Source organism: Pseudomonas sp. MEJ108, from assembly GCF_030208985.1.
In the GTDB taxonomy this organism is placed as follows: Bacteria; Pseudomonadota; Gammaproteobacteria; order Pseudomonadales; family Pseudomonadaceae; genus Aquipseudomonas; species Aquipseudomonas fragariae.
In genome coordinates this window covers 202,846-216,732 of record NZ_JARVSW010000029.1, presented here as the reverse complement: position 1 = coordinate 216,732, position 13,887 = coordinate 202,846, and the positions used below count along the sequence as shown (strand labels likewise).

Here is a 13,887-nt window from a genome sequence, read left to right as displayed (position 1 = left end):
AGGATGAGAACGTACCCATGAAGAACACACTGAAAATCTGGCTGTCACTGGCCGTCTTTTTTTACCTGCCGTTTGCCAGCGCCGGCGGTCCCAATCTGGGACTGTTCCTGATCATGCACGATCAACTTACAAAACATGAACGCGCTGAACTGGCGGACAGCTACTTGAATCCCCTGCTCGCTCAGCTGGAGGAAATCACCGGGCGCAGGACAACGGTCACGTTCATCGAAAACGAACCGGGCCTGACAAACTTCGCCTATCGCGGGGAGAAGCTGGACACTGTGCTCTACCGGTTGTCCAGGGAGAGCATCGAATATGCAAACGCAAAGAACCTGCCGCGCCCTTCGGAGCGGCATAAATATGTGCTGATCACTTCCAATAAAATCAACGGGACAGTACACGGCGTCACGGCAACGAGCCATAACGTCGCAATGGCGTCCCTTAAAGATTACAACACGCTGCCACATGAGGTCGGTCACCTGTTTGGTGCTGAACATGAGGCTGCAACCGGTTTTCCATGCCAGACGACAATGTGGGAAAACTCCACTACATCGATTATCCCCTGCTATTACTTCAGCGACGCCAACAAGGAACTGATCCGCAAATACGTCGACAACCTGTCTGTTCGCTGAGCAATCGGCCTGACGTTATGCCTCACACGCCAGGCCACGCTTGCCTCGTCCTACGAAGCCGCACTCTCAAGCTTGCGCCAAAGCAGACGCACATTGGCCTTGCGCACCAATGCGCAACGGTACAGGCGGATCTCCAGCGGCACATGCCATTGCGGTCCGCCACACACCACCAGCTCACCGCGCGCCAGTTCGGCGCGCACACTCAGTTGCGGCACCCAGGCGATGCCCAGACCTTCAAGCGCCATGCTTTTCAGGCTGTCAGCCATCGCCGTTTCGTAGACCGTGGTGAAGCGCAGATTGCGCTGACGCAGCAACAGGTTCACCGAGCGTCCGAGAAAGGCCCCGGTGCTGTAGGCAAGCAGCGGCACACTGCCCTCACCTTCCATATCGAATAACGGTCGCCCCTCGGCATCGGCGGCACAGACCGGCAACATCTCGGTATGCCCCAGATGCAGCGAGGGGAAGATTTCCGCGTCCATCTGCAGCGCGGCATCGGGATCGTAGAACGCCAGCATCAGGTCACAGCCACCTTCACGTAACGCATGCACCGCATCACCGACGTTGGTCGCCACCAGACGGGTCGCAATGTTCAGCCCCTCGTTGCGCAACTGGGCGATCCAGCGCGGAAAGAACCCCAGCGCCAGCGAATGCGCCGCAGCTACCTGCATCACCTCGCCCTGCCCACCTTCCAAGTGATGCAGATGGCGCACGACTTCGCCCAGTTGCTCAACCACCGTGCGGGCCGTAACCAGAAATAATTGTCCGGCGGCGGTCAGCTCGATGGGGGTACGCGAGCGATTGACCAGCGTCAGCCCCAGCGCCGACTCCAGACTGCGAATCCGCCGGCTGAATGCCGGCTGGGTCACGAAGCGACGCTCGGCGGCCTGAGAAAAGCTGCGAGTGGCGGCCAGGGCGCTGAAATCCTCCAGCCATTTGCTTTCCAGATTCATCAGGTCCTCCCGGACAATGGATGACGGCCTCGACAGGCCATTGCGCATGCCCTGCAAACACCCGGTTTGAATCGCTCCAGTGGGACGACCGGCGAAGCGCCGCGGATACATGCCTGGACGGCTCTGGAGGAACGACCGAAGAAACGTGCCGGTGCGACATTTTGCCCCCTTTACGCACTGAACGGAATCCAGGTCACGCCCTGATTATGCCGTTATTGCATAGGCCAGCGTTTAACAGCATTGGTCAACCGAGGACGGCAAGCCCACTATTCGTGGCGTTCCGGCATTGTCCGTGCCTTTTTTGAGACTTTTTTTATCATGTCCTCGCCTGCATCATCGCGCATCGAAAAAGACCTGCTTGGTGTTCTCGAAGTACCTGCCAACGCTTATTACGGCATCCAGACCCTGCGAGCGGTGAACAACTTTCACCTCTCCGGCGTGCCACTTTCGCACTACCCGAAACTGGTAGTGGCGCTGGCCATGGTCAAGCAGGCGGCGGCGGATGCAAACCATCAGCTTGGACACCTCAATGCCGCCAAGCATGCGGCCATCAGCGAGGCCTGCGCGCGCCTGATCCGCGGCGACTTCCATGATCAGTTCGTGGTCGACATGATCCAGGGCGGCGCTGGCACGTCCACCAACATGAATGCCAACGAAGTCATCGCCAACATCGCTCTGGAAACCATGGGTTTCGAGAAAGGCGAATACAAACACCTGCACCCCAACAACGATGTCAACATGGCGCAGTCGACCAACGACGCCTACCCCACTGCGATCCGTCTGGGTCTGCTGCTGGGTCACGACGCCCTGCTCGCCAGCCTGTCCAGCCTGATTCAGGCGTTCGCCGCCAAGGGCGAAGAATTCAACCACGTGCTGAAGATGGGCCGCACCCAGTTGCAGGACGCCGTTCCGATGACTCTGGGTCAGGAATTCCGCGCCTTCGCCACCACCCTGACCGAAGACCTCAACCGCCTGCGCAGCCTGGCCCCCGAGCTGTTGACCGAAGTGAACCTGGGCGGAACCGCCATCGGTACCGGCATCAACGCCGACCCCGGCTATCAGAAGCTGGCGGTCGATCGTCTGGCGCTCATCAGCGGACAGCCTCTGGTGCCCGCCGCCGACCTGATCGAAGCGACCTCCGACATGGGCGCCTTCGTGCTGTTCTCGGGCATGCTCAAGCGTACTGCGGTCAAGCTGTCGAAAATCTGCAACGACCTGCGTCTGCTGTCCAGCGGCCCGCGTACCGGCATCAACGAAATCAACCTGCCGGCACGCCAGCCTGGCAGCTCGATCATGCCCGGCAAGGTCAACCCGGTGATCCCGGAAGCGGTCAATCAGGTGGCTTTCGAAATCATCGGCAACGACCTGTCGCTGACCATGGCTGCCGAAGGCGGACAATTGCAGCTCAACGTGATGGAGCCGCTGATCGCCTACAAGATCTTCGACTCGATCCGCCTGCTGCAACGTGCCATGGACATGCTGCGCGAGCACTGCATCGTCGGCATCACGGCCAACGAACAGCGCTGCCGCGAGCTGGTCGAGCATTCGATCGGTCTGGTCACCGCCCTGAACCCTTACATCGGTTACGAGAACTCCACCCGTATCGCCCGCATCGCGCTGGAAACCGGCCGCGGCGTGCTGGAACTGGTGCGTGAGGAAGGTCTGCTCGACGACGCCATGCTCGACGACATCCTGCGCCCGGAAAACATGATCGCTCCGCGTCTGGCCCCCTTGAAGGCCTGACAGGAATGACCTGCGCAACCTGCTCACCAGATTGAGGGCCTAGACACCCCTCAATTTTTTGAGGGTCTGGGAGTGATTCTCCAGACCCTTTTTTTTGCCTGCAGCAAAGGGCTCCGACACTGGACCCAGAGCCTTCGGCACCCTACTTTTGCGGAGCCATCCGTGGAAGTATTCATTCATCGTCGCGAATGAAGAATCAGCCGTCCAAGAAAGCGACTACAGACGTAAAAACTTTGCACCGGTATAGTGCGCCCCCTCAAAAGTAGCGAGGAATAACAAAAATGCTGGAAATGATTAACGACTTTCTCTCCGGTAAGGTACTGATCGTCCTTATCGTAGGCCTGGGTAGTTACTTCACGATCCGCTCGCGTTTCGTTCAGTTTCGACACTTTTTCCACATGTTCTCGGTTTTTCGCGACAGTCTGCGCAGCAGCGCGGGTCAGTTGAGTTCGTTTCAGGCCCTGATGCTCAGCCTGGCGGGCCGCGTCGGTGCCGGTAACATCGCAGGCGTCGGCATTGCCGTGACGCTCGGCGGGCCGGGTGCCGTGTTCTGGATGTGGGTGACCGCACTGGTCGGCATGGCCAGCAGCTTCATCGAGTGTTCACTCGCTCAGCTCTACAAGCGCAAGGATTCCGAAGGCCAGTTCCGTGGCGGTCCGGCGTTCTACATCCAGCACGGTCTGGGCAAGCGCTGGCTGGGCATGGTCATGGCCGTACTGCTGCTGGTGACCTTCGGTTTTGCTTTCAACGGCCTGCAATCGCACGCTGTGACCGACTCGCTGAAAAGCGCGTTCAACGTCGACACCCGAACCACCGGCATCTGCCTGGTCGTGCTGCTGGGCCTGGCGTTCGTCGGCGGCATCAAGCGTATCGCGGCGATTTCCGACCTGCTGGTTCCGGTCAAGACCCTGATCTACATCGCGGTCACCATCTACGTCATCGTCCTGCAGATCGACCACGTTCCCGGCATGCTTATGACGATCGTCAGAAGCGCCTTCGGCCTTGATCCGGTCTTCGGCGGCCTGATCGGCAGCGCGATCGTGATGGGCGTCAAACGTGGCGTCTTCGCCAACGAAGCCGGTCTGGGCAGTGCGCCCAACGTGGCTGCCGTGGCACAGGTCGAGCACCCGGTGGCACAGGGCGTGGTTCAGGCGTTCAGCGTGTTCCTCGACACCTTCGTGATCTGCACCTGCACCGCCTTGCTGATTCTTCTGTCCGGTATCTACGACATCGGCTACGACGGCAACGGCATCGTTCTGGCACAGAACTCGCTGGCAGCCGTGGTCGGAGACTGGGGCCGGGTGTTTATCAGCGTAGCGCTGGCACTGTTCGTCTTCACCTCGATTCTCTACAACTACTACTTGGGCGAAAACAGCCTGCGGTTCCTGTTTGGCGAGAAGATGCAGACCATCATCATCTACCGCATCGCGGTACTGGTATTGATCATGTGGGGTGCCGTCGTCGACCTGAAAGATGTACTGGCATTCGCCGACATCACCATGACCATGCTGGCGTTCGTCAACCTGATCGCCCTCGCCATGCTGTTCAAAGTCGTCAAGCGCATTTTGAATGACTACGATGCGCAACGTCGGGCCGGGGTCAAGACGCCGGTGTTCGATTCCAGTCAGTTCCCTGATCTGGACCTGGACCGCAACGCATGGCCAGCCAATCCGACCCGTCAGTCGACGCAGGATGCCGAAGCGGCAGCCAAGCCTGCGCCCGAAGCACGATAACCACCGCGACACTACGCCGGAGAAGAGCCATGCCTGATGACGCACAACAACCCGCCCAACGCGTGATGGTTCTTTACACCGGCGGCACCATCGGCATGCAGGCCAGCGCCAACGGCCTGGCACCGGCCTCAGGTTTCGAAGCGCGAATGGCCGGGCAACTGGCCGAGCACCCGGAACTGGTGGTGCCGCAGTGGCGCTTTCGCGAGATGTCGCCGCTGATCGACAGCGCCAACATGACGCCTTCCTACTGGCTGCGCCTGCGCGCGGCGGTGATCGAGGCGGTTGAGGTCGACGGCTGCGATGCGGTGCTGGTCCTGCATGGCACCGACACCCTGGCGTACAGCGCAGCGGCGATGTGCTTCCAGTTGTTGGGGTTCAGCGCGCCGGTGCTGTTCACCGGTTCGATGCTGCCTGCCGGCGTGCAGGACAGCGATGCCTGGGAAAACGTCAACGGCGCTCTGCTGGCGCTGGGTTCGGGTCTGGTGTCAGGCGTTCAGCTGTATTTCCACGGGCAACTGATGACACCCGTACGCTGCGCGAAAATTCGCAGCTTCGGTCGTCAACCCTTCGCACCGCTGCAACGCTCGCGGGGTGGCCATGCGGTGATTTCGCTCCCTGACGCATTGAACTATCGCCAGACCAAGACACTTACAGAGGTGGCGGTATTGCCGCTGTTTCCCGGTGTCGGTGCTGCCCAGCTGGACGGTCTGATCAACAGTGGTATCCGCGGTCTGGTGCTCGAATGCTTCGGCAGCGGCACCGGCCCCAGTGACGATCCGCAATTTCTGGCCAGTCTGGAGAACGCACGAGCGCTGGGTATCTGTGTGGTAGCGATTACCCAGTGCCATGAGGGCGGTGTCGAACTTGATGTCTACGAAGCGGGCAGCCGTCTGCGCAGTGCAGGCGTGCTCTCCGGTGGTGGCATGACCCGTGAAGCAGCGCTCGGCAAACTGCATGCGCTGCTGGGCGCCGGCCTGACGACCGAAGAGGTCCGCCGCCTGGTCGAACTGGACCTGTGCGGCGAGCTGCGTTAAGCGGCTGCCTCTGCTTTACCCGAGGCGTCACGCACTCGCGCGACGCCTCACCCCTTCATGAAGCCTTGCATTCTTCCTGCGCGCCCCTGAGCATCGAATCCAGATTGCGCTCGATGTTTTCGCACAACGCCGTCATCTGAATCTCATGTTCACTGGCACGGAACGGGCTCTGCAGGTCGGTGCCGATCTTCTCGATCGCCAACAGCATGAAACCCACCACCGTCGACGCCAGTGGCGTGAACCAGCCAAGGGTCTCCACCAGGCCAATCGGTACGATCAGACAGAACAGCGTGATGAACAGGCGCGGAAAGGCCACGTACGGATAAGGCAACGGTGTATTGGCAATACGCTCCATGCCGCCCTGACAATTGGAGATATCCACCATGGTCGACTCCAGACGCGCCAGACGAATGCTGTCGAGCCGCCCGGCCTGATACTCCTTGGCCAACAGCGCCGCCGACGTATTGAGCAGGTCGTTAGGAAAATTGTTGGTGTCGTGACGACGTTCGAATTCCTCGCGAGGGATCAGCATCTGCACCTCGTCACCACACTTGGCGCCCTTCAGGTGCGCAGACAGGCACTTCACATAGGCGACGTGACGACGCAACAGCGTGGCCTTGACCGGGTTGATCCCGTCGTCATCCTCGACCAGCGTCAGCACTTGCCGAGCGAAGCTGCGTGAACTGTTGACCAGCGCACCCCACAGCGTCCTGGCTTCCCACCAGCGGTTATAGGCACTTGAATTGCGAAAGCTGGTCAGCACCACCAGCGCCGAGCCCAGCAGGGTCAACGGCATGGACGGCAAGGTGATCTTGCGTTCCAGGTAGAGCATGAAGTCGACCGTGACAATCACGTCCCAGATCAACAGCCAGAAAAGCGACCATCCTACATAGCCGATGGTCTTGCCGAGAAAACGGATTTTCGAAATGATCGTTTGCTGCAAAAGAACCACCCCATCGAAAAATAAGCGAACCGCATACGCACAGTTACCGCATGGCCTTTGAATACGAAACCGGCAGTTGGTTCGCAAGCGGCCCGCTTATCTCGGGGTTTCGGACGTTTTCAGCAGCCGCTCAGGGCCACCTGCGGACGCTCGCCGGTGAAGAAAACCGGCCGCAGGCGGACACCGATCACGTTACCGGCGTAGGCCGCCACCAGCCACAGCCAGCCGTGCAGGCTGCCGGAGGCAATGCCGCTGAAGTACGCACCGATGTTGCAGCCGTAGGCCAGGCGCGAGCCGTAGCCGAGCAACAAGCCACCGATGACTGCCGCCACCAGAGAGCGCGTGGGGATGTCGAGGCTGGGCGCAAAACGACCCGCCAGGCCTGCCGCCAGCAAGGCACCGAGCATGATGCCGATGTCCATCACACTGGTGATGTCTTCCCACACCGGAGCAGCCAGCGCCTTGGCGTTCGCAGCGCTTTGCCAGAATACCCAACTGCCGACGTCCACGCCCAGACCACTGGCCGCTTTCGCGCCCCACAGCGCGAACGCCGAGGTGATGCCCCACGGGCGACCGGCCAACGCCAGCGTTGCGTAATTGAGCAGTGCCAGCGCGACAGCGCCCCAGACCAGAATCCACGGCCCGCGCAGCACGCGACTCAGGCCACGATGGTCCGTGGCTGGCGGCACTTCAAGCTGGCCGTGACGGCGCTTTTCGAGCTTGACGGTCACCAGCGCGATCAAGCCGAACAGCGCCAGATTGACCAGCAGCGCAGGCAGCACGCCGAAGGTCTTGACCACCGACACCGCCGGGAACGAAGGCAGGGCAAACCACCAGTCGACGTGATGGGTGGCAATCAGTGAGCCGAGGATGAAAAACAGCAGCGTCACCAGCATCCGCGCGTTGCCACCACCGGCAGTGAACAGTGTGCCGGACGCACAGCCACCGCCCAGCTGCATGCCGATGCCGAAAATGAACGCGCCGACGACGACCGAAACCCCGGCAGGCGCAACCAGGCCGGTGACTGGCTGGCCGAACAGCGTGCCCGCACCGAGTGCCGGGAAAAACAGCACCACAGCGACCGCCAGCATGACCATTTGCGCGCGCAGGCCAGCACCCCGCCGCTCGCGGATGAACACCCGCCACGCCGAGGTGAAACCGAATGCCGCGTGATACAGCGTTACGCCCAACGCCGCGCCGACGATCCACAGCATCACTTGGCGGGTGCCGACACTGAGCAGAAGGAACTGGGCGCCCATCAGCAGCAGGAACAGCGCAGCCAGCGGCGCGCCGAACTTGCGTCCGGGTGTTGCAGTAAGAGAGTTGTTCATGGGTATCTCAAGGACAGGTAACAGAAAGCGCAGATTATACGCCTGCCAACGGGACTACTCGGACCAGGCCTCGCGCAGCCTGTTCAATGCCTCGACCATTTCGTCCTCGGGTACTGCGGCAAAGCCCAGTACCAGCCCGGCGCGGTTATCCACAGGCTCGGTGGAGTCAGGCAGCCAGTAATCACTCAGGGCATTCATTTCGACACCGACGCCATTGGCCTTGGCAATCAGCGCCTGCTCGCGCGCCACGCTGTCGACCTTGACCATGACATGCAGCCCGGCAACCACTCGGGGCATTGCCGAGCATCCCGGGATATCCGCAGGCCAGTTATCCAGCAGCACATTGCGACGACCGAGCGCCGCGCGCCGCATGCGACGTATGTGTCGTTGAAAATGACCCGACGCAATGAATTGCGCCATGACCGCCTGAACCCCTATTTCGGTATGACGCATGTCCACGGCCTTGCGCTGGCTGAACACCGGCACCAGTGGCTCTGGCAAAACCAGGTACCCGAGGCGCAGCGCCGGAAAGGCGATTTTGCCGAACGTCCCGACGTACAGCACACGTGCGTTGCGGTCGAGCGCAGCCAAGGGCGCCAAGGGTGAACCGCTGTAGCGATACTCACCGTCGTAATCATCCTCGACGATCCAGCCCTTGTGCTTCTCGGCCCAGGCCAGCAATTCCAGGCGCCGCGCCAGGCTCATCACCACGCCGGTCGGGTATTGGTGTGAAGGCGTCACGTAGGCCAGCCGACAGTCTGCCTGCTCAAGGTCGGCGCAACGCATGCCCTCGTTATCCACAGCCACGCCGTGCAATCGAGCACCTGCCAGTGCAAACGCATGACCGGCCGCCCGATACCCCGGATTCTCCACGGCAACGCCCTCGCCCGGGGCAAGAAGCAACTGTGCACAAAGGCTGATCGCATGCTGTGCGCCGCTGGTGATCACAATTTGCTCAGCACTGCACTGCAGCCCACGCGATGAGCGCAGGTAGACCGCAATCAGTTCACGTAGCCGCGAGTCTCCCGCTGCCGACCCATAACCGAGCTGGGCAAGGTCCGGCTTGCGCCAAAAAGCGGCGTACAGCTTGCCCCACAAGGCAAAGGGGAAAAGATCGAACGCCGGAACGCCTACCCGAAAGGCTCGTGGCTGACCCGCCGGAGGTTCATGCAGATGATGTTTTTCGAGCAGCGCCAGTGCCGGGCTGTGGATAACTTCACAGCAGGCATCCGACGGCATTTCAGCCGCGATTGTGGACAAACCTGTGCGTAACCCTGTGGATACACCTGTGGGTAAGTTGGTGGATAGTTTTTTACGGCTCGCACGCCGAGACGCAGCGCCTGGTTCCGCTAGCTGCGCAACATAGGTACCGTCGCCAACGCGTCCTTCGATGAAACCCTCGGCATACAGCTGGTCATAGGCGCGGATCACGCTGTTACGGGAGATGCCCAGTGAATGCGCCAGATCGCGACTGGCTGGCAGACGCGTGCCGCCGCTCAGACGCCCATCAAGGACCTGCTGGCGCAACAGGCCATAAAGCTGCTTGCTCAGGCCCTGATTCGGGTTCAGCGCGATACCAGTAAGGGTGGACGGAAACGCAACGGGGAGATCAGGCATGCATTGGCCCTGCTAAAATGATCAAAAATGGATCTTACATCAGACCAATGCCTTGCCTACGATCCTGTCACTCGCCAAGGAACAGTCCCCATGTACATCCCTGCCGCTTTCAACGATAACGACACGCCGAGCCTGCACCAGCAGATGGAGCAGACGCGCCTGGCGATCCTGGTCACCGACGGCGCAGAGGGATTGCAGGCGACCCACCTGCCGCTGCTGTTGCGCCGCGATGAAGGTTCGTATGGCACGCTTTACGGGCATCTGGCCAAAGCCAATCCGCAGTGGCAGCAATTGAGCGCCGGCGCCGAAGCACTGGTGATTTTTCCTGGCGGCGATGCCTACGTGAGCCCGTCGTTCTATCCGAGCAAGAGGGAGCACGGCAAGGTCGTACCCACGTGGAATTATGTGGCCGTGCATGCTTATGGGCAGGCCGAGGTTTTTACCGATGCTGCGCAATTGCATCAGTTGCTGGCTGACCTGACCCATCGCCATGAATCCGGCCGGGCGCAACCCTGGTCCATTGATGATGCGCCGGCGGACTACATCGCAAAAATGCTCGGAGCGATTGTCGGGTTCTCCATTCCGGTGCAGCGGCTGCAGGGCAAACGTAAACTCAGTCAGAATCGCAGCGCTGCGGACATAGCCGGTGTGCGCGACGGCCTTGCCGCAAGCCAGGATGCAAATGACCAACACATCGCTCGCCTGATGAGCGAAGGGAGCAGCTCATGACCGATATCCGGATTCGCCGCGTTACCGTCGACGATCATCACGCGTGGCTGCCTCTGTGGCAGGCCTACCTGCGCTTCTACAACACCGAGTTGGCCGAAGGCGTCAGCGAGAACACCTGGCAACGCCTTGTGGACCCGAACGAGCCGACTCACTCGGCGCTCGCCTGGCGGGGTGCCGAGGCGGTGGGCATGGTGAACTTCATCTACCATCGCTCCAACTGGAGCATCAACAACGCCTGTTACCTGCAGGATCTGATCGTCGCCCCCGAACAACGCGGGACAGGCATCGGCAGGCAGCTGATCGAGTTTGTCTATGCCACTTCCAAGGCAGACGGTTGCGACAAGGTGCACTGGCTGACCCACGAAACCAACGCCACGGCCATTCAGTTGTACGAGCGAATCGCCGAACGCCCCGGCCTCATACAATTTCGTAAAGCACTCTGAAACAGTAAGTGACTGATGTCCGACACCCTGCTGGACTGGCAAGCCGCTGCACTGCCCACGGCCCTTACACTGACAGGCCGTTTCATTCGTCTGGAAAAACTCGATGCCGCGCGTCACGCCGATGACCTGTGGGCGGCACTCGAGGGTCCGAATGCGGACCCGCAGCTGTGGGATTATCTGCCGTACGGGCCGTTCAGTGACCGTGGCGCATTTGGTGCGTGGCTGGTCGGGCACCAGGCGGCCACCGATCCGTGGTTTTACACCGTGGTCGATCAGCAGACCAATAAGGCCGAAGGCGTCATCAGCCTGATGTCGATCGTCGCTGCCCATGGGCGTATCGAGATAGGTCATGTCACCTTCGGCGCGGCCATGCAACGCACGCCCAAAGGCACCGAAGCCATTTACCTGCTGGCCAGAGAGATTTTCGCACTGGGCTATCGCCGCCTGGAGTGGAAGTGCAACGCCAACAACGCCCGCTCCAAACGCGCTGCCGAGCGATTCGGCTTCAGCTACGAAGGCACCTTCCGCCAGCACATGGTGGTCAAAGGCCAGAGCCGGGATACCGCGTGGTACTCAATCCTCGACAGCGAATGGCCTGAGCGGCAGAACGCCTTTGAGCGCTGGCTGGCTGTGGATAACTTCAAAAACGGGCAACAGATCAAGGGGCTTGAGGCGTTTCGGTAATCCTGAGGACGCAGAGCGTCAAGAACGGCATTCCCACGCTGGAGCGTGCGGAACGATAGTCGTGACCACTGGCCGCACCTGCACAGAATAAAAAAAGGGAAGCCACGAGTGCTTCCCTGAGGTAAACCTTTGGATGATGCGCGGGTGTCAGCTCAACCTTCGATCTCGATCAGCACTTCGCCCGGATTGACGCGGTCGCCCTTGGCGACGTGGATGGCGACGACCTTGCCGGCGACCGACGCCTGAACCTCGGTCTCCATCTTCATCGCTTCAGTGATCAGCACTGCCTGACCGGCCTTGACCACATCGCCCTCCTTGACCAGCACATCGACGATGTTGCCGGGCATGGTGGTGCTGACGTCGCCCGGTGCGTGGGCCTGCTTGCGTTTGCTGGCCCCGCCGCCGACAAATTCGTTGAGCGGCTCGAACACCACCTCTTCCGGCATGCCGTCTATGGTCAGGTAGAAGTGGCGCTTGCCCTCGGCCTTGACGCCCACACCGGTGATGTCGACCCTATAGGTTTCGCCGTGCACATCAATAACGAACTCGGTCGGCACGCCCTCACCGCCGGCCCTGGCCACGCTTCCGGCTTCGGGAATCGGCAGCAGCACTTCCGGCGCCAGCGTCCCGGCGGCACGTTCCTCAAGGAACTTGCGGCCAATGTCCGGGAACATGGCAAACGTCAGCACGTCCTCTTCGGACTTGGCCAGCGCGCCGATATCAGCCCTTAGCTTGGTCATCTCCGGCTTGAGCAGGTCGGCCGGACGAACATCGATCAGCTCTTCATTGCCGATCGCCTGACGACGCAGTTTTTCATCCACCTGACCCGGCGCCTTGCCGTAGCCGCCTTGCAGGTAAAGCTTCACTTCATTGGTGATGGTTTTGTAACGCTCCCCGGCCAACACATTGAAGAACGCCTGAGTACCGACGATCTGCGAGGTCGGGGTTACCAGCGGCGGATAGCCGAGGTCTTTACGTACGCGCGGAATTTCAGCCAGCACTTCGCTCATGCGGTTGAGTGCGCCCTGCTCTTTCAACTGATTGGCCAGGTTGGAAATCATCCCGCCAGGCACCTGGTTAACCTGCACCCGCGTGTCGACTGCAGTAAATTCGCTCTCGTACTGATGATATTTCTTACGCACCGCGTAGAAGTACAGACCGATTTCCTGCAGCAGCTCCAGGTCCAGCCCGGTGTCGAACTCGCTGCCCTTGAGCGCAGCCACCATCGATTCGGTGCCCGGATGGCTGGTGCCCCAGGCAAAGCTGGAGATCGCCGTGTCGATATGGTCTGCGCCGTTTTCAATCGCCTTGAGCTGACACATGGCGGCCAGACCGGCCGTGTCATGCGAGTGGATGAACACCGGCAGCGACTGCTCGGCCTTCAGCGCCTTGACCAGCTCACCCGTGGCATAAGGCGTCAACAGGCCGGCCATGTCCTTGATCGCCACCGAATCACAGCCCATGGCTTCCATCTGCCGGGCCTGCGCCACGAAGGCCTCGATGGTGTGCACCGGGCTGGTGGTGTAAGCGATGGTGCCCTGTGCGTGTTTGCCCGCCGCTTTCACCGCCTCGATGGCAACCCGCAGGTTACGCACGTCGTTCATGGCATCGAAAATACGGAACACATCAATACCGTTGACCGCCGCCTTGGCGACGAACGCCTTGACCACGTCATCGCTGTAGTGCCGATAGCCCAGCAGGTTCTGCCCACGCAGGAGCATCTGCAACCGGGTATTGGGCAAGGCCGCACGAAACTGGCGCAGGCGTTCCCACGGGTCTTCCTTGAGAAAACGCACGCAGGCATCGAAGGTAGCGCCGCCCCAGACTTCCAGCGACCAGTAGCCGACCTGGTCGAGCTTGTCGCAGATCGGCAGCATGTCTTCGGTACGCATGCGCGTCGCCAGCAACGATTGGTGAGCGTCACGCAGGATGGTGTCGGTTACAAAGATCTTCTTGGTCATGGGTAGTCCTTTCGAGCTGCAAGTTGTCAGCTGCAAGCTTCAAGTAAGAGCGACTCGGCTTTTACTTGCGGCTGGTAGCTTGAAACT

At 60.6% G+C, this 13,887-nt stretch carries 12 protein-coding genes; 7 read left to right on the top strand and 5 right to left on the bottom strand.

The annotated features are described in order from the left end of the window. Nucleotides 1-17: 17 nt before the first annotated feature. Nucleotides 18-632: a zinc metalloprotease gene (locus QRN50_RS15680; protein WP_003401274.1), complete on the top strand. Its 615-nt coding sequence runs from the start codon at nucleotides 18-20 to the stop codon at nucleotides 630-632. 50 nt (nucleotides 633-682) lie between these two features. Here the strand turns inward: QRN50_RS15680 and QRN50_RS15675 are convergent, their stop codons facing one another. Beyond that, the gene (locus tag QRN50_RS15675; RefSeq protein WP_003401277.1) at nucleotides 683-1,582 is read right to left on the bottom strand and encodes a LysR substrate-binding domain-containing protein; all 900 of its coding nucleotides are present in this window, start codon (nucleotides 1,580-1,582) and stop codon (nucleotides 683-685) included. Nucleotides 1,583-1,900: 318 nt separating this feature from the next. Here QRN50_RS15675 and aspA point away from each other — a divergent pair, with 318 nt between their 5' ends. From aspA to QRN50_RS15660, 3 genes are all read left to right on the top strand, one after another. Beyond that, nucleotides 1,901-3,325 carry an aspartate ammonia-lyase gene (gene aspA, locus QRN50_RS15670; protein WP_024651546.1) on the top strand — a complete coding sequence of 475 codons (1,425 nt, stop codon included), beginning with the start codon at nucleotides 1,901-1,903 and terminating at the stop codon, nucleotides 3,323-3,325. 281 nt (nucleotides 3,326-3,606) lie between these two features. After that, nucleotides 3,607-5,058, top strand: a complete 1,452-nt coding sequence (locus QRN50_RS15665) for an alanine/glycine:cation symporter family protein (RefSeq protein WP_032654703.1) — start codon at nucleotides 3,607-3,609, stop codon at nucleotides 5,056-5,058. 29 nt (nucleotides 5,059-5,087) lie between these two features. Further along, nucleotides 5,088-6,092: an asparaginase gene (locus tag QRN50_RS15660; protein WP_096126704.1), complete on the top strand. Its 1,005-nt coding sequence runs from the start codon at nucleotides 5,088-5,090 to the stop codon at nucleotides 6,090-6,092. Nucleotides 6,093-6,147: 55 nt separating this feature from the next. Here QRN50_RS15660 and QRN50_RS15655 read toward each other — a convergent pair whose 3' ends face one another. The 3 genes from QRN50_RS15655 to pdxR form a co-directional block, all read right to left on the bottom strand. Next, nucleotides 6,148-7,035 (bottom strand): bestrophin family protein, encoded by an 888-nt coding sequence (locus tag QRN50_RS15655; RefSeq protein WP_003316074.1) that lies wholly within the window; start codon nucleotides 7,033-7,035, stop codon nucleotides 6,148-6,150. Nucleotides 7,036-7,154: 119 nt separating this feature from the next. Next, nucleotides 7,155-8,366, bottom strand: a complete 1,212-nt coding sequence (locus QRN50_RS15650) for a YeeE/YedE family protein (RefSeq protein WP_003401285.1) — start codon at nucleotides 8,364-8,366, stop codon at nucleotides 7,155-7,157. Between the two features lie 54 nt (nucleotides 8,367-8,420). Beyond that, a complete protein-coding gene (pdxR, locus tag QRN50_RS15645; protein ID WP_096126705.1) occupies nucleotides 8,421-9,983 on the bottom strand; it encodes a MocR-like pyridoxine biosynthesis transcription factor PdxR in 1,563 nt (520 codons plus the stop codon). A 90-nt stretch (nucleotides 9,984-10,073) separates the two neighbouring features. Here pdxR and QRN50_RS15640 point away from each other — a divergent pair, with 90 nt between their 5' ends. From QRN50_RS15640 to QRN50_RS15630, 3 genes are read left to right on the top strand one after another with little or no spacing between them, the layout of a single operon-like run. Next, nucleotides 10,074-10,712 (top strand): FMN-binding negative transcriptional regulator, encoded by a 639-nt coding sequence (locus QRN50_RS15640; RefSeq protein ID WP_058399167.1) that lies wholly within the window; start codon nucleotides 10,074-10,076, stop codon nucleotides 10,710-10,712. Next, nucleotides 10,709-11,155 carry a GNAT family N-acetyltransferase gene (locus QRN50_RS15635; RefSeq protein WP_003401290.1) on the top strand — a complete coding sequence of 149 codons (447 nt, stop codon included), beginning with the start codon at nucleotides 10,709-10,711 and terminating at the stop codon, nucleotides 11,153-11,155. The genes QRN50_RS15640 and QRN50_RS15635 overlap by 4 nt, the downstream gene beginning before the upstream one ends. A gap of 15 nt (nucleotides 11,156-11,170) precedes the next feature. Next, nucleotides 11,171-11,839 carry a GNAT family N-acetyltransferase gene (locus QRN50_RS15630; RefSeq protein WP_057458179.1) on the top strand — a complete coding sequence of 223 codons (669 nt, stop codon included), beginning with the start codon at nucleotides 11,171-11,173 and terminating at the stop codon, nucleotides 11,837-11,839. A gap of 152 nt (nucleotides 11,840-11,991) precedes the next feature. Here the strand turns inward: QRN50_RS15630 and oadA are convergent, their stop codons facing one another. Beyond that, nucleotides 11,992-13,800, bottom strand: coding sequence for a sodium-extruding oxaloacetate decarboxylase subunit alpha (gene oadA, locus QRN50_RS15625; RefSeq protein WP_096126706.1), 1,809 nt, complete (start codon nucleotides 13,798-13,800; stop codon nucleotides 11,992-11,994). Nucleotides 13,801-13,887: the final 87 nt, after the last annotated feature.

Bases quoted from the DNA above. Each gene is read 5' to 3' on its own strand.
- QRN50_RS15680 (WP_003401274.1), top strand. From the start codon at position 18: ATGAAGAACACACTGAAAATCTGGCTGTCACTGGCCGTCTTTTTTTAC.
- QRN50_RS15675 (WP_003401277.1), bottom strand. From the start codon at position 1,582: ATGAATCTGGAAAGCAAATGGCTGGAGGATTTCAGCGCCCTGGCCGCC.
- aspA (WP_024651546.1), top strand. From the start codon at position 1,901: ATGTCCTCGCCTGCATCATCGCGCATCGAAAAAGACCTGCTTGGTGTT.
- QRN50_RS15665 (WP_032654703.1), top strand. From the start codon at position 3,607: ATGCTGGAAATGATTAACGACTTTCTCTCCGGTAAGGTACTGATCGTC.
- QRN50_RS15660 (WP_096126704.1), top strand. From the start codon at position 5,088: ATGCCTGATGACGCACAACAACCCGCCCAACGCGTGATGGTTCTTTAC.
- QRN50_RS15650 (WP_003401285.1), bottom strand. From the start codon at position 8,366: ATGAACAACTCTCTTACTGCAACACCCGGACGCAAGTTCGGCGCGCCG.
- pdxR (WP_096126705.1), bottom strand. From the start codon at position 9,983: ATGCCTGATCTCCCCGTTGCGTTTCCGTCCACCCTTACTGGTATCGCG.
- QRN50_RS15640 (WP_058399167.1), top strand. From the start codon at position 10,074: ATGTACATCCCTGCCGCTTTCAACGATAACGACACGCCGAGCCTGCAC.
- QRN50_RS15635 (WP_003401290.1), top strand. From the start codon at position 10,709: ATGACCGATATCCGGATTCGCCGCGTTACCGTCGACGATCATCACGCG.
- QRN50_RS15630 (WP_057458179.1), top strand. From the start codon at position 11,171: ATGTCCGACACCCTGCTGGACTGGCAAGCCGCTGCACTGCCCACGGCC.
- oadA (WP_096126706.1), bottom strand. From the start codon at position 13,800: ATGACCAAGAAGATCTTTGTAACCGACACCATCCTGCGTGACGCTCAC.